14 protein-coding genes are annotated in these 14,836 nt (G+C 77.2%); 3 read left to right on the top strand and 11 right to left on the bottom strand.

Annotated elements, in window-relative coordinates; translation table 11 throughout:
* Positions 1–6 precede the first annotated feature (6 nt).
* Together ABQ292_RS23525 and steA are read right to left on the bottom strand one after the other, a co-directional pair.
* The gene (locus ABQ292_RS23525; RefSeq protein WP_369210135.1) at positions 7–960 is read right to left on the bottom strand and encodes a copper transporter; all 954 of its coding nucleotides are present in this window, start codon (positions 958–960) and stop codon (positions 7–9) included.
* On the bottom strand, positions 957–2,093 hold the full coding sequence (gene steA, locus ABQ292_RS23520) for a putative cytokinetic ring protein SteA (protein ID WP_369210134.1): 1,137 nt from the start codon (positions 2,091–2,093) through the stop codon (positions 957–959). Before steA ends, ABQ292_RS23525 begins: the two co-directional genes overlap by 4 nt.
* Before the next feature lie 214 nt (positions 2,094–2,307).
* On the opposite strand from steA, the gene ABQ292_RS23515 reads away from it, so the two are divergent.
* Together ABQ292_RS23515 and ABQ292_RS23510 are read left to right on the top strand one after the other, a co-directional pair.
* On the top strand, positions 2,308–3,246 hold the full coding sequence (locus ABQ292_RS23515; protein WP_369210133.1) for a TetR/AcrR family transcriptional regulator: 939 nt from the start codon (positions 2,308–2,310) through the stop codon (positions 3,244–3,246).
* Positions 3,247–3,513: 267 nt separating this feature from the next.
* Positions 3,514–3,681 carry a hypothetical protein gene (locus ABQ292_RS23510; protein WP_369210132.1) on the top strand — a complete coding sequence of 56 codons (168 nt, stop codon included), beginning with the start codon at positions 3,514–3,516 and terminating at the stop codon, positions 3,679–3,681.
* An 8-nt stretch (positions 3,682–3,689) separates the two neighbouring features.
* Here the strand turns inward: ABQ292_RS23510 and ABQ292_RS23505 are convergent, their stop codons facing one another.
* From ABQ292_RS23505 to ABQ292_RS23475, 7 genes are all read right to left on the bottom strand, one after another.
* Complete coding sequence (locus ABQ292_RS23505) at positions 3,690–4,406, bottom strand: class I SAM-dependent methyltransferase (RefSeq protein ID WP_369210131.1); 717 nt, start codon at positions 4,404–4,406, stop codon at positions 3,690–3,692.
* A gap of 214 nt (positions 4,407–4,620) precedes the next feature.
* Positions 4,621–6,582, bottom strand: a complete 1,962-nt coding sequence (gene recN / locus ABQ292_RS23500) for a DNA repair protein RecN (protein ID WP_369210130.1) — start codon at positions 6,580–6,582, stop codon at positions 4,621–4,623.
* Positions 6,557–7,615, bottom strand: coding sequence for an NAD kinase (locus tag ABQ292_RS23495; RefSeq protein WP_369210129.1), 1,059 nt, complete (start codon positions 7,613–7,615; stop codon positions 6,557–6,559). The genes recN and ABQ292_RS23495 overlap by 26 nt, the downstream gene beginning before the upstream one ends.
* Before the next feature lie 91 nt (positions 7,616–7,706).
* The gene (locus ABQ292_RS23490) at positions 7,707–8,504 is read right to left on the bottom strand and encodes a TlyA family RNA methyltransferase (RefSeq protein ID WP_369210128.1); all 798 of its coding nucleotides are present in this window, start codon (positions 8,502–8,504) and stop codon (positions 7,707–7,709) included.
* Positions 8,504–8,800 (bottom strand): hypothetical protein, encoded by a 297-nt coding sequence (locus ABQ292_RS23485; RefSeq protein ID WP_369210127.1) that lies wholly within the window; start codon positions 8,798–8,800, stop codon positions 8,504–8,506. Before ABQ292_RS23485 ends, ABQ292_RS23490 begins: the two co-directional genes overlap by 1 nt.
* Before the next feature lie 529 nt (positions 8,801–9,329).
* Positions 9,330–10,448 carry an HAD-IIA family hydrolase gene (locus ABQ292_RS23480; RefSeq protein ID WP_369210126.1) on the bottom strand — a complete coding sequence of 373 codons (1,119 nt, stop codon included), beginning with the start codon at positions 10,446–10,448 and terminating at the stop codon, positions 9,330–9,332.
* The gene (locus ABQ292_RS23475) at positions 10,445–10,816 is read right to left on the bottom strand and encodes a tetratricopeptide repeat protein (RefSeq protein ID WP_369210125.1); all 372 of its coding nucleotides are present in this window, start codon (positions 10,814–10,816) and stop codon (positions 10,445–10,447) included. Before ABQ292_RS23475 ends, ABQ292_RS23480 begins: the two co-directional genes overlap by 4 nt.
* A 171-nt stretch (positions 10,817–10,987) precedes the next feature.
* On the opposite strand from ABQ292_RS23475, the gene ABQ292_RS23470 reads away from it, so the two are divergent.
* The gene (locus tag ABQ292_RS23470; RefSeq protein WP_369210124.1) at positions 10,988–12,316 is read left to right on the top strand and encodes a DUF1015 domain-containing protein; all 1,329 of its coding nucleotides are present in this window, start codon (positions 10,988–10,990) and stop codon (positions 12,314–12,316) included.
* A 39-nt stretch (positions 12,317–12,355) separates the two neighbouring features.
* Here ABQ292_RS23470 and ABQ292_RS23465 read toward each other — a convergent pair whose 3' ends face one another.
* Positions 12,356–12,715 (bottom strand): single-stranded DNA-binding protein, encoded by a 360-nt coding sequence (locus ABQ292_RS23465; protein ID WP_369210123.1) that lies wholly within the window; start codon positions 12,713–12,715, stop codon positions 12,356–12,358.
* Positions 12,716–12,814: 99 nt separating this feature from the next.
* Positions 12,815–13,795 (bottom strand): tol-pal system YbgF family protein, encoded by a 981-nt coding sequence (locus ABQ292_RS23460; RefSeq protein ID WP_369210122.1) that lies wholly within the window; start codon positions 13,793–13,795, stop codon positions 12,815–12,817.
* Between the last annotated feature and the right edge of the window lie 1,041 nt (positions 13,796–14,836).

Genomic DNA, 14,836 nt, shown 5'->3' with positions numbered 1-14,836 from the left:
CGGTGGTCACGGGGTGGCGGCGGGCACCGGCGGCACCGGCTGGGCGTCCTCGCCGGTGCCGTACTTGCCCGAGGTGCCCTCGCCCTCGCGGCCCAGCGCCAGCACGGTGCTGATCTGGCCGGCGGGGCTGGTCACGTTGTCGACGGTGGAGACCGCCGCGGAGACCTGCGGGTCGGCACGGACGACGCCGACCAGACCGGTCTCCCCCGCCGACTCGGCGTCCCCGGCGACGACGGCGCCCGAGCCCGCGGCGTCCAGCGCGGTGACCAGGTCGACGAGGGAGTCGGTCCGGTCGGCGGCCTCCTCGGCGTCCGGGGCACCGGCGGTGAGCACGACGGCGAAGTCGGCCGGCGTCACGGCGTCGGAGTCCTGCGAGACCACGTCGAGCGTGGAGAGCCCGGCGAAGACCGTGGAGACGGCGGCGGGGTCGGGGGCGGGCGCGGCCGGGTCGGCCGGGACCATCAGCACCTGGGCCAGCAGCGCGCCGACGAGCTGGCCGGTGTCGTCGGTCTCGGGCAGCTGCACGCCGGTCGGACGGCCCGGGCCGGTGACGTAGCTCTGCAGGCCCGCCTCGCTGGCCGGGTCGCTGTACTCGGACTGGATCGTGATCTGCCCGTCGACCGTGCCGCCGGCCTCGGTCACCAGCGCGGTGACCTCCTCGACGGTGTCGGTGGTGACGTCCTCGGAGGCCAGCACGAGCAGCACGCTGCGGTCGGCGAGGGTGCCCTGCACCAGAACCGGGGCGACGGCGGACTCGAAGGCGTTGCTCGTGTCCGCCTGGGCCTGCAGGTCCTGCGTCCGGGTCTCCAGGGCCCGCTTGTCCTCCTGCAGCGCGGTCACCTGGCCCTGCAGGTTGTCCAGCAGCGGCCCGGACAGCTGGGTCGCGCCGATGACCAGGCCGAGGGCGATCGCGAGGAACACCGCGATCAGCGAGACCAGGTGGTAGCGGAAGTCGATCACGAGAAGAGGTTCTCCAGCCAGAACACGAAGCTGTCCCATTGGTCGACCAGCAGGTCGAGGTAGATGCGCCCGGCGGTGGTGACGGCCACGGCGACCATGATCGCCAGCAGCGCGGCGAGGACGAGCACGACCAGCGCGACGCCGGAGATGCGGCTGCGGTAGAGCCGGCTCACGCCCTTGGCGTCGACCAGCTTGCCGCCCAGCCGCAGCCGGGTGAGGAACGTCGAGGCCATGCCACCGCGGCCCTTGTCGAGGAATTCCACCAGCGTGGCGTGCGTGCCGACGGCGACGATGAGCTTGGCGCCCTTCTCGTCGGCCAGCAGCATCGCGATGTCCTCGCTGGTGGCCGCGGCCGGGAAGGTGATCGCGTCCACGCCGAGGTCCTGGACCCGCTGGAGACCGGGGGCGCGGCCGTCGGCGTAGGCGTGCACGACGACCTCGGCACCGCTCTTGAGGACGTGGTCGCTGACCGAGTCCATGTCGCCGATGATCATGTCCGGCTGGTAGCCGGCCTCGACCAGCGCGTCCGCCCCACCGTCGACGCCGATGAGGACCGGCCGGTAGTCACGGATGTAGGACCGCAGGGCCTGCAGGTCCTCCTTGTAGTCGTAGCCGCGGACGACGACCAGCACGTGCCGGCCCTCGATCGACGTGGTCACGTCGGGCACGCCCACGCCGTCGAGCAGCAGCGCGCGCTCGCGCTTCATGTACTCCATCGTGTTGGTGGCGAAGGCCTCCAACTGCGTGGACAGGCCGGCCTTGGCCTCGGTCATGGCGGCGGCGACGGAGTCCGGCGTCTGCTCGGTGCCCTCGGCGACGACCTGGCCGTCGGCGGTGAACAGCCGGTTGGCCTCGACGCGGACGTGCACGCCCTCCTTGAGCGCGCCGAACACGTCCTTGCCGACGCCGTCGACCAGGGGGATGCCCGCGGTGGTGAGGATCTCCGGGCCCAGGTTGGGGTAGCGGCCGGAGATGCTCGGCGCGACGTTGATCACGGCGCCGACGCCGGCGGCGACCAGTGAGTCGGCGCTGACCCGGTCGATGTCGACGTGGTCGATGACGGCGATGTCGCCGGGCCGCAGGCGCTTGGTGAGGTTCTTGGTGCGACGGTCCAGCCGGACGGTGCCGCTCACACCCGGTTCGGTCTCCTGGGCCCGGCTCCGTCGCAGGGTGCCGATGCGCATTGACGCATGCTCCCACGGGGCCCTCGGAGGGCTGCCGTCCGACGCGCATCGGCGACCACCTGGTCACGGAGAGTGTCCGACACCACGGACAGGGCGACACGCCCGGCGCACCTGCCCCAGCTGCCGCGCCGGGACTCCCAGGTCCGCTGTCTAGCGTCGTCCCGTGACACGTGGGGCTCCAGCTGCCAGCGTCCCGGCGATCCCGCCCGGGGCCGCGGACGACGCGCGGACGCCCCTCCTGCCGCCGGTGATGCGCGCGGTGCCCGGCGGCGCCGTTCCGGCACCCGTCCTCCCGCCGTCGGCCGCACCCGCGCCCGTCGCCGCCACGCCTGCCGCACCGCCGCCCGAGCCGCCCGAGCCGTTGCCCGAGCCGCCCGCTACCGCCGAGCCGCCCGTCGCCGAGCCGGCCGCTGCCGGGTCGCCCACCGCTGGTGAGCCGGCTCCCGGCGAGCGGGCTCCCCGCCGGCGCCGGGGCGCCGGGGTGCGCGAGCAGCGCCGACTGGAGACCCGCGACCGGATCGTCGAGGCGGCCGCCCAGCTGTTCGCCGAACGCGGCTTCGACGCCGTCAGCGTCGTCGAGATCGCCCAGCGCGCCGGCGTCGTGGAGAAGACGGTGTTCAACCACTTCCCCGTCAAGGAGGGGCTGGTCCTGTCCACCGACCCACCGATGCGCGCCGCCCTGCTGGGCGCCGTCGCCGCACGGCCGGCCGGCGAGTCGGTGGCCGCGGCCGCGGGGACCTTCCTCGTCTCGGCGATGACGCAGCTGGGGGTGCCGGAGGCCGCCGAGGGTGTGGCGGCGATGGCCCGGGTGGTGCGCGGCTCGCGGACGCTGCAGGTGCGCGAGCGGGAGATCCTCGGTGAGCTCACCACCGCGCTGGCCGCGCAGATCCGCGAGGAGACCGGCGCGCCGGCCGGGGCGGTGGAGCCCGAGCTGACCGCCTCGGCCGTCACCGCCCTCTACGGCCGGCTGCTGGAGCTCGCCCGCGACCGGGTGCTGGCCGGCGTCACCGGACCGGACCTCGCCGCGGAGCTGCGGGCGGCGGGGCGGCGCGGCCTGTCGCTGCTGCAGTTCGGGCTCGCGGGGTACGCCAAGCGGCGCTGACCCCTCGCCCTCCCGGACGACACCTCGGGTCCACCCGTCCGGCTGCTCCCGCGGGCGAACCGGCTCTGGCAGTCTCCCGCTCCGTGATCACCCCGAAGCGGATGGCGGTCCTCACCTGCGCGGCCGCCGTCGGGGCGTCGTCGTCCGGTTGCGGCTTCCTCACCGGCCTGGCGACGCCCGACGAGCCGGCCGCGGTCACGTACACGCCGATCCCGACCACCCCGCCGGCACCCGAGCCCGGGGGTGGGCGGCGCGGCCACCGTGGTCGTGTACGTCGTCGCCCGGGACGCGGCGCCGACGAGCGACCTGGTGGTGCGGCTGGCCCGGCTCCGCAACGAGGCCGGCTCGAACGCCACGGGTCCGTGGGACGGGGTCACCGTGGCGTCGGGCGCCTGCGCCGATGACGCGTCGGCGCTCTGCGTGCCCCTCGGCTGACGCGGGGCTCAGACCTCCAGCTGCAGTGCGTGCAGCAGCTGGTCGGCACGGTCGCCGGGGATCGCGGGGTCCCGCGTCAGCAGCGCCACGGCGACCATGTACTCGTCGTCGCCGGCCCAGCCGCGGCCCTCGGCGACGAGCCGCCGGATGTGCTCGCGCACCTTGGGCTCCCTGCTGTAGGGGCCGTAGTCCAGTCCCATCGCCAGGAAGTTGACCACCCGGTAGCCGAGGTCGGCCGCCGTCGACAGCGTGGTGACCGGGTCGGCGTAGCTCGCGACGGCGGTGATCACGTTGTCGTAGCCGGCCTTGAGCAGCTGCAGCGTCAGGTCGTTGCCGCGCACCCCGCCCCACAGCTCGGGCATGAGGATGTCCCGATCGGGCGCCGGGATGTAGGGCGGGTTGGCGATCGCCGTGGTCACCGGCTCGCCGCCCACCGCGTCGGCCTGGTCGAAGAAGTCGCCGAGCTCGACGGTGTAGCGGTCGGACACGCCGCGCTCGGCGATGTTGGCTCGGGCGCTCTGCACGGAGTCGGCGCTGATGTCGTAGCTGTGCACGCGCAGGCCCGGCAGCCCCGCGACGACGTCGGCGATGGCCGAGGCGTCACCGGTGCCCAGCTCGACGACCGGGGCGGACTCCCACCCCAGCTGCTCGCGGTACTGCTGCAGGAGCATGCAGACGGAGAACCCGTAGTGCGCCGACTCGTCGGCGGAGTCGAAACAGCTCATCGCTCGCCCCCGGCACGGTGGGACCGGGCGGCCGGGCGGGACGGGTTCGGGGTCGGCTTCGGCGCACGCACGAGGTCGGGCTACCCGTCCGGGGTGATCCACACTCCTGCGTTCCACCACCCGGTCGTGTGCCATCCTTCGGCCGCCGCGCCGCGACCGTCGCCAGGGCCGCCGGGCGCTCCCGCCCGGCCCTGGCCCGGTCCCTGCGCGCGGCTCAGTCCCCCTGCGCCGCGGCGGCGACGGCGATGAGCTCCCGCGCGTGCGCCTGGCCGGTGTCGCTGTCGGCGAGGCCGGAGAGCATGCGGGCCAGCTCGCGGATCCGGTCCTCGCCGTCGACGGCGCGGATGTCGGTGGCGGTGACCCCGGCGGCGGCGTCGGGGGACTTGTCGACGACGAGGTGGGTGTCGGCGAACGCGGCCACCTGCGCGAGGTGGGTGACGACGACGACCTGGTGCTCGCGCGCCAGCCGGGCCAGCCGCCGGCCGATCTCACCGGCCGCCTGGCCGCCCACGCCGGCGTCGACCTCGTCGAACACCATCACCGGCACCGGGTCGGCGCCGGCGAACACGACCTCGATGGCCAGCATGACCCGCGAGAGCTCACCGCCGGAGGCGCCGCGGTGCACCGGCCGCGGCGGGGCACCGGGGTGCGCGGCCATGAGCAGCGCGACCTCGTCGACGCCGTCGGGGCCGGGCTCGTCGGGGTGGCTGTCGATCGAGAAGGACACCCGGGCGCTCTTCATCGCCAGGCCGGCCAGCTCCCGGCCCACCTCCGCGGCGAAGCCGTCGGCGGCGGCGCGGCGCCCGGCCGACACCCGCGCCCCCAGGTCGTCGACCTCGGCCCGGGCGGTGTCGCGGGCGGCCTCGAGCGCCTCGAGCGCCTCGTCGGAGACGTCGAGCGCCTCGAGCTTCCGCCGGGCGTCGTCGGCCCAGGCCAGCACCCCGGCCAGCCCCTCCCCCGGATCGGCGTACTTGCGCACCAGGGCGGTGATCGCCGCGCGCCGGTCGAGCACCTCGGCCAGCCGCCCGGGGTCGGCGTCGAGGTCGGCGACGTACCCGGCCAGCTGCACCGACACGTCCGACACCACGGCGACGGCGTCGGCGAGGTCGCGGGCCAGCAACACCAGCGCGGGGTCGTCGGTGTTCGCCAGCGCCCGCTCCGCACCGGCCAGGGCCGCGGTGGCGTCCTGCGGCAGCCCCTCGGCGCCGAGGTCGCCGGTGACGTCGCCCACCAGTGCCATCCGCGCCTCGTCGACGGCGGCGCGCAGCGCGTCGGCGTCGCCCAGCCGCTTGGCCTGGGCGTCGAGCGCCTCGTCCTCGCCGGGCTCGGGCGCGAGGCCCTCGATCTCCTCCAGACCGTGCCGCAGCACCTCGGCCGCCTGCGCCAGCTCGCGGACCTGGCCGCGCCGGCGGTCGAGGTCGGCGGCCATCTCCCGCCACCGGGCGTAGGCGGCGCGGTAGGTCTCGAGCAGCTGCAGGTGGCCGGTGCCGGCGTAGCGGTCCAGCGCGTGCCGCTGCTCGGCCGGGCGGGACAGCCGCAGCTGGTCGCTCTGCCCGTGCACCGCCAGCAGCCCCTCGGCCAGCTCGGACACCACACCGACCGGCACGCTGCGCCCGCCGAGGTGCGCTCGCGACCGCCCCTCGGCGCTGACCGTGCGGGCGAGGATGAGGCTGCCGTCGTCGTCGGGCTCCGCGCCGGCGTCGGCGGCGCGCTCCCACACCGGGGAGTCCGGCGGGAGCTCCAGGCGGCCCTCCACGCCGGCCCGGCCGGTGGCGCGCACCCGGCCGGGGTCGGCGCGGCCGCCGAAGAGCAGCGTCAGCCCGGTCACCACCATCGTCTTGCCGGCGCCGGTCTCGCCGGTGACCACGGTCAGGCCGCGGCCGAGCTCGAGGGTGACGTCGTCGATGGCGCCGAGCCCGCGGATGCGCAGCTCGGTGAGCCGGCCCCGGCCCGGACCGTCGCCGGACGTGCGCCGAGCGGGCACGCCGCCGTCGACGGCGACCGCAGCCGGCGCGGCGTCGGGAGCCCCGGTGTCCTGGGCCCCGGTGTCCTGGGCCCCGGTGTCCTGGGCCCCGGTGTCCTGGGCCCCGGAGTGCCGGGCGGCCTCCTCGGGCGGGGCGGTGGTGGTGCGGCGGCTGCGGCCGCTGCGCTCACGCGTCGGGGTCCGCGGTGCCACCGCGCACCTCCTCCCGGGTCGGTGCGGCCGCGCCGTCCGGGCCGGGCAGCGAGACGACGTCGCGCATCAGCACGTTGCGGGAGGGCCGCAGCTCGTGACCCGGGTCGTGCCGCCGGGCGTCGCGGAACCCGCGCACCGGCAAGCCGAACTTGGCCACGAGCCGGTCGCCGAAGGCGCCCGCGTGCACCCGTGCGATGCGCAGCGGCCGGGCGGCGCGGCGCACGTCGACGCGGCCGCCGTCCGGGACGTCGAGGGCGCGCCGGCCGTCGGCGGAGACCCGGGCGCGGTTGCCGTCGGGCGGGATGGCCACCGACAGCACCGAGTCCGGCGAGGTGACCAGCGGCCGGGCGAACAGGGCGTGGGCGTTGGACGGGACCAGCAGCAGCGCCTCGACGTCGGGCCACAGCACCGGGCCGCCCGCGGAGAAGGCGTAGGCGGTCGAGCCGGTGGGGGTGGCGAAGAGCAGGCCGTCGCAGCCGAAGCTGGTCAGCGGTCGGCCGTCGACGGCGATGACGACGTCGAGCACGCGCGACCGCTCGGCCTTCTCCACCGAGACCTCGTTGAGCGCCCACGTGCCGCCGACGACGCCGCCGGCCGCGTCGAGGACGTCGACCTCGATGGCCAGGCGCTTCTCCACCGAGTACTCGCAGCGCTCGATGGCCGTCAGCGTCTCCTCGACCGCCTCGGGCTCGGTCTCGGCGAGGAAGCCGACACGGCCGAGGTTGACCCCCATGAGCGCGGCGTGGCTGTAGCGGGCGAGCTCGGCGGCGCGCAGGAAGGTGCCGTCGCCGCCGAAGACCATGACGATCTCGGCGCCGCGGGCGGCCTCGGCGTCGGTGGGGACGACCTCGGCCCCCTCGATCCGCAGCTCGGACGCCTCGTCGGCCAGCACCCGCACGGTGATGCCGGCGCGCGCGAGCCGCGCGGCCGAGCTGCGGGCCAGCTCGACGATGTCCTGCCGCCCGGTGTGCACCGCCAACAGCACGTGCCGCCCGCCGCCGGGGCGCCACTCGGACTGGCCGGCCTCGCTCATCGGTCCTCCTCGCTGCTGCGCATCGTGGGACGCCGTCGGTCCCCAGCGTGCCCCTGCGACGGCACCGGCGCCGTGGCGGGTCGGGTGGCGCTCACCGCGGTCCTTCCTCGACGGCACGCAGGACGTCGGCCTCCTGGGGCCGGCCGGCGTCGCGCCGCAGCCACAGGAAGAACTCGACGTTGCCGGCCGGGCCGGGCAGCGGGCTGGCGACGACGCCGGCGGTCCCCCAGCCCAGGTCGGCGGCGGCGGTGGCCACCTCCAGGACGGCGGCCGCGCGGGCGGCCAGGTCGCGGACGACGCCGCCGGCACCCAGGCGCTCGCGGCCGACCTCGAACTGCGGCTTGACCATGGGCAACAGGTCGGCGCCGTCGGTGGCGCAGGCGGTCAGCGCGGGCAGCACCAGCCGCAGGGAGATGAACGAGAGGTCGGCGACGACCAGGTCGGCCGGCCCGTCGATCTGCTCGGGGGTCAGCGCCCGGACGTTGGTGCGCTCGTGCACCCGCACCCGCTCGTCGGTGCGCAGCGACCAGGCCAGCTCGCCGTAGCCGACGTCGACGGCCACGACCTCGCGCGCGCCGCGGGTGAGCAGCACCTCGGTGAAGCCGCCGGTGGAGGCGCCGGCGTCCAGCGCGCGGCGGCCCTCGACCGGCACCGGGAACGCCTCCAGGGCACCGAGCAGCTTGTGTGCGCCACGGGAGACCCAGCGGTGCTCGTCGGGGTCGGTGCGGACGACCACCGGTGTGCCGGCGTCCACGCCGGTCGCCGGCTTGGTGGCCGCCTGGCCTGACACGGCCACCCGGCCCTCGGCGATCAGCTCGACGGCGTGCTCGCGGGAACGCGCCAGGCCGCGGCGCACGAGTTCGGCGTCCAGCCGGCTGCGACGGGCCATCAGAGCTGGTCGATCGTGGCGAGCTCGCGCTGCAGACGGTCGTGCTCGGCCTCGAAGACGGCGACGTGGTCCGACACCGGACGCCCGGCGAGCCCGGCGTACGGGCTGCCGGCACCCTCACTCGCGGCACCGTCGCCGGCACCCGCGGGCGCCGCGCCCGCGGGGTCCTCGGGGACCGCGGGCCGCACGGCACCCGTCGCCGCGGAGCCCGCCACTTCCCCACCGGTCGCCGGCAGCCCGGCGGGACCGGGCCGCGGCGGGCCGGGGACCGGACGCGGTCGGCTCGGCTCGGTCATGACACGCACCTCTCGGACGGGGAGCGGGACGGAGATGGGAGCGGACGAGGAGCGGGACGGGGTCGCCGGGCGGGCGGCACCAGCGTGGCGGAGAGGCGGTGGACTGCGATCCCTCCGGCCCGCGAGGGTACCGGCCGGGGACGACACCGACGGGTGCACGGACGGCACCGGTGACCCCCCGGGCCGCTCCGCGCGGACCCGGTCGCGGCGCCCGTCCCACCCGCCGTCCGGCCTCATGGCCGAACCCCCGGGAGGCCCGCTGCCGTGGCGTCGGGGGGCAGCGCGGCTCGGCCCTGGAGCAGGCCATGAGGCGCTGCGCCGCGCGGCCGGCTGCCGGCGGCCGGGACCGCTCGCGGTCCTGCCGGCTGACCGACCCGGGCCGGGTGGTCCGCGGCCGGCTGGTCCCGGGCCTCGGGCCGCGTGTGCGTGGGGATCGGGTCGCGCGACGTGCTGCGGTTGCGCTCGCCCCTCCGACGCGGTCGCCCCGCTCGGGCTGCCGCACGACCAGCGCTCTCCGCGCCGCCCGGCGTCACGGCTCCGCCAGCCCCCAGCCGGCGAGGGCGGTCCGGGCCTCCTCGTCACGGGCCCGCACGCGCGCGGGAGCACCCCCGGGCGCCCGTGTCCAGGACGCCAGGCACAGCGCGCGCAGACCGTCGAGCCCGTCGCCGTCCCCCGGGACACCGTCGTCCAGCGGGCCGTCCCCGGCCACCACCTCCAGCGGGCCGGTGCCGTCGGCGGTCGCCAGCCAGCGGCCGCACCGCCAGCCCGCACCGTCGCGGACGACCGGAGGGTGCGGCACGAGCAGCCCGGCCGCGTCCGCCGCGAGCAGGTCGGGCCGGTGCAGGGGGCCGGCGGCGAGCAGCGTGGCCGGGTCGCAGACACCGCTGAACACCAGCAGGCTCGCCGCCCCCGCACGGTGACTGCCCTCGATGTCGGTGTCCAGCCGGTCGCCGACGACCACAGGCCGCTCGGCGCCGGTCCGCCGGACGCACTCGGCGTGCATCGCCGGTTCCGGCTTCCCGGTGATCAGCGGCTGGCGGCCGGTGACGTCCCGGACCACGCCGACCATCGCGCCGTTGCCCGGCAGCGGCCCCCGGGGGGAGGGGATCGTGGCATCGGCGTTGGTGGCCACGTGCCGGGCGCCGTTGCGGACGGCGACGACGGCCTCGGCCAGCTGCGCCCAGCCGACCTCCCGGCCGTACCCCTGCACGACCGCGGCGGGGTCGTCCTCGGCGCGGTGCACGACGGTCAGGCCCGCCGCACGCAACGCCGTGGCCACGCCCGGGCCGCCCACCGGCAGCACGCGCGCACCCTCGCCGAGCATCCCGGCCACCACCGACGCCGCCGCCTGCGAGCTCGTGATGACCTCCTCGGGTCGCGCGGGCACGCCGAGGTCGGTGAGGTGGTGCGCGACCTCCTCCGGCGGGCGGGCCGCGTTGTTGGTGACGAAGCCCAGACGCATGCCCGCCGCCCGGGCCGCTGCCAGGGCCTCCGGGACGCCCGGCACCGCGTCGGGTCCGACGTAGACGACGCCGTCGAGGTCGAGCAGCGCGACGTCGTGGACCTCGGCGGGGGGACGGTCGCAGCCGGCCGCGAGGCGCGGGCGGTCCGGCCCGCTCGCGGCCCCGGACGCGGGGCCGGTGCTCACGCCGGCCCCGGTCCGGCGGCGCGCCGGGCCCGGACCCCCCGGAGGGCGCGCGCGTAGTGCCCGAGGTCGGGACGCATCGCCACCGCCAGCGCCAGGTGCTCGGCCGCCAGGTCCAGCTGCCCGGCCCTGCTGGCGGCCATGCCGAGGCCGAACTGGGCGTAGTCGTCGGTGGGGTTGACCGCGGTCAGCTCGGTGAAGCTGTCGATGGCCTCGTCGTAGCGGCCGGTGTCGTACTGGGCGCGGGCGAGGGCCTCCAGCACACTGCGGGACCCCGGCTCGGCCTCCGCCGCGCGCGCGAGCAGGGTCGCCGCGGCCGCCGGGTCGCCGCTGGCCAGCAGGTCCAGGCCCCGCCGGTACCACTCGTACACACCGCCCCCGGGTGCACCCTCGTCCGTGGTGCCTCCCGGCGGGGTCCCTGCTGTCGACACCGCTGTCCTCCCGCTCCTCTGACCGCCGTGCACGTCCGGCACGCCGAGCGGCCCCGGCGCCCGGGCCGGTCGGGGCGGCACACCGCGACGGACGGCTCCTACGATCCCGTCGTGCACACGTCGTCGGCGGGACCCCCGCACCCCGCAGCGACGGGACTGGACGTCCGGCCCTTCCGCGCCCTGACCTACGCACACTGCGACCCCGGGCACCTGGCCCGGGTGAGTTCGCCAGCCTACGACCTGGTGACCCCGGACGGTCGTGACCGCCTGGCTGCCGCCGACCCGCACAACATCGTCCGCCTCATCCTGCCGGGCGGCACGTCCGGTCCCGGTAGCGCCGGGGCACCCGACGGCGCCGCCCCCCCGGTCGGGGACGGTGACGGACAGGCCGTCCGCGCATCCCGCACCCTGCACGAGTGGGAGGACGCCGGGGTCCTCGTCCGCGACGAGGTCCCGGCGTTCTGGCTGTACGAGATGCAGCCGGCCGAGGGGTCGCCCACGGTCGGCTGGCTCGGTGCGGTCTCGGTCGCCGGCGGCCGGGCGGTGCTGCCGCACGAGGACACGTTCCCGGCGGCCGTGGAGGGTCGGCGGGCGCTGCTGGCGGCCACGGCCACCGACCTGGAGCCGATCGTGCTGGCGCACGATCCGGAGCCGGAGGTCGTCGACCTCACCCGGACCGCCCTCGGGGGCGCGCCCGCGATGGAGGTCGCCGATCCCGACGGTGTCCGCCACCGGCTGTGGCGGGTGACCGACGGCGACGTGCTGCGGCGCTTGACCGAGGCGCTCGGGCGCACGGGCGCGGTCATCGCCGACGGCCACCACCGCTTCGCCGCTGCCCAGGCGCTGCACCGCACCCACCCCGCGGGTGACTGCCGCGTGCTGGCGCTGCTCACCCCCATGGGCACCGGGGGGCTGCGGGTCGAGGCGATCCACCGGGTGCTGCCGGACCTGTCGCTCGACGACGCCGCGGCGGTGGCCGCCCGGGGCTTCACGGTCACGGAGCTCCCCCGATCCGGCGGCCCGGACGCCCTCGCCGCGGCCGTCACCGCTCTGCGGGCCGCCTCCGGTGACGGGGACTACCTGCTCACCGACGGGCGGCGGTTGCTGCGGCTGAGCGACCCGACGCCCGAGGTCCGCGCCACGGTCCCGGCCGAGGCGCCCGCGGCCTGGCGGCGGCTGGACGTCGTCCTGGCCACCACCGGGCTGGTCACCGGGCTCTGGGGACGGTCGGACGACCCGGCGTCCCTGCTGGTCGCGCACGACGTGTCCGAGGCGCTCCGGCTCGCCGGCGAGCGCGCGGGCGTCGCCCTGCTGCTGCGACCACCGTCCCCGGCCGACGTCGCCGCGGTGGCCCGCGCCGGCGCCCGCATGCCGCGCAAGTCGACGCTGTTCGTGCCCAAGCCGCGCACCGGCCTGGTGCTGCGCCCGCACGCCGGCTGAGCACGGCCGCCCGTCCTCAGCCACGGACCTGGCCGCCGTTCACGCGGTGCGGGCGGAGCCGCCCGCCGAGCTCCTCGGCACTTTGCGGCCGCGCCGGCAGTTGACCTCGCACACCGAGGCGGTCCCGTTCGGGGTGCGCCAGAACCGGCGCTGCAGCGCGCCCTCCACCTCGACCACGTCACCGGTCTCCCAGGCCGCGACGCGCCGCTGCAGCGCCCGGTCGTAGGTGACGCAGGTCAGCACGTCGACCGACGAGCCGCGCACCCGGGGCTCGGGCCGGCGCACCACCAGGCGGAAGGTCACCAGCTGGTCCCCGCTGGGCAGGGTCCTCTGCTCCGCCGGGGCCGACAGCCTCCCGCGGAGCACCACGTCGTTCCGGTCGATCACTGCCACGCTCATGACGGGAGCCTGACCGGGCGCCGCGCCGTCCGGAGCCCGTCGGACCCGGCTGTGGACCGGGACCGCTGGTGTGGACGGCACGGCCGCTCCTGTCAGGGGTCAGTGCCCGGGGTCGTCGTCCGGCTCGACCTCGCCGAGCAGCTCGGCGACCTCCCGCTCGACGTCGGCGTCGAAGTCGGGGCCGCCCGCCTCGGCGACGTCGTCGGTCAGGGTGACGTCGTCGGTCAGGGTGACGTCGTCGGTCAGGGTGACGTCGGTGCCGTCGTGGCCGTCCGCCTCGCCGGTGCCGTCGGCGTCACGGACGTCGCCGGTCCGGTGCGGGTCGTCGGCCTCGGTGACGTCGGTGCCCTCGTCGGTCCCGCCGGCGGGCCTCTCGGCCTCCGTCGTGTCCGGAGGGGGGACCGGCAGGTCCTCCTCGCCGAAGGCGACGTCCTCGTCCTCCTCGGCCGAGGCAGCGGCGACCGCATCGCGCCACACACCGGCCGCCGGGTCGCCGGTGGCGGTCAGCAGGTCGGCGTAGCCCGATGCGAGGCGTCGCGTGCCCTCGTCGGTGAGATCCACGCCGGTGGGGGCCGGACGACCGCCGAGCGCCGCCTCGAGCACCAGGCGCGCCGCGGGGACCTCACCGAGGTCCTGACGGGCACCGGCCTCGACCAGCTGCAGCTCGACCGTCTCCTCGGCGTCGGGCGCCTCGGCGAGGGCCTCACGCACCAGGCGCAGCGCCACCTCGGGACGGCCCTGCGCCCGTTCGCAGTCGGCCAGGACCGCCCGGTACCCGGCATCGCCGCTCATCCGGCGGTACGCACGCAGCTCCCGGGACGCCTCGGCGTAGTCGCCCGCGTGGTAGGCCGCGACACCGACCGCCTCACGCACGACGGCGATCCGGGAGGCCCGGTCGCGGGCCGCGCGGGCGTGCGCCAGTGCCTGCTCGGGATCATCGTCGACCAGGGCCCCCGCGGCGACGAGGTGGCGGGCCACCCGCTCGGCGTTGCGGGCGTCCAGGCCGCGCAGGGCCGACCGTACGGACGGGTCGAGTTCGCGCGGGTCGGCCCAGTCCGGCAGTTCGGGTCCGGGCGCCACCGGCGGCGTCCGGTCGACCCGTGCTCCCCGGTCGGCCGCGGGACGGCGTTCCCGCCAGTCCCCGCCGGCGGCGCGGTCCGGACGTCCGGCGCCACTGCGCTGGGGGCGGGCGCCACCTCCCTCGGGGCGCCGGTCACGCGCGTCGGGACGCTGTCCCCCGCTGCGGGCCGGACGGTCCCCCTGCGGACGACGGTCGCGCCAGCTCTCACGGGCAGGGCGCTGGTCGGCGTCCTGAGGTCGCGATCGCCGGTCCTGTCCGGTCCGGTCACCGCGTGGAGCCCTGTCGTCCCGAGCGGCGGACGACCGCCCCGCGGCGGGACGCTCCGCGCCGGGTCGCCGCTCGCGCCATCCTGTGTCCCGATCTCCCGACGGGCGCCGATCGCGCCAGTCGCCCGACGGGCGGTCCCCGCCGGGAGGCCGGTCGCGCCAACCCCCACCGGATCCGCCGGACGGCCGCCGGTCGGACCGTTCACCGTCACTCCGTGGAGCACCGTGACCCTGCCGGTCCGCGGCTGCTCGCTGACCCGTGGGCCGGCGGTCGCGCCAGTCGCCCGACGGGCGGTCCCCGCCCGGACGGCGGTCGCGCCAGTCCCCGCCAGACCTCTCCCCGTACGCAGGACGCTCGGTCCGCCCGGCCTGACTGCCACCGGGGCGGCGATCACGCCAGTCCCCGCCGGACCGTCCGCCGGGTGCGGGCCGCTCGGCGCGTCCACCCGGGTCGCCGCCGAACCGGTCGCCCTGCCCGGTCCGCCCGGTCCGGCCGCCACCTGCCCCGCGGCCCGGAGCGGAGTCGCCGCCACGGTCGTCCCGGCCGACGGACCGGTCGAAGCTCCCGCCACTGCGTGGCCGCCCCTCCCCGCCGGCGGCGCGGCGACCCGTCCCACCTGCCCGACCGCCAGCCCGCGGTCCCTGGCGGTCGTCACGACCGGATCGGCCCTGGGCACGGTCGTTCGGGCCGTCGGGGCGGCCGCGTCCGGCGGAGCCGCGTCGGGGGGATGTCATGTCGTGGTCAGTACCTCGTTGTGTGGGGCTGCACTCGTC

This window comes from Geodermatophilus maliterrae (genome assembly GCF_041018925.1).
In the GTDB taxonomy this organism is placed as follows: domain Bacteria; phylum Actinomycetota; class Actinomycetes; order Mycobacteriales; family Geodermatophilaceae; genus Geodermatophilus; species Geodermatophilus maliterrae.
Note: the sequence above shows the minus strand (reverse complement) of the source record. Positions and strands in the feature narration are given on the sequence as shown.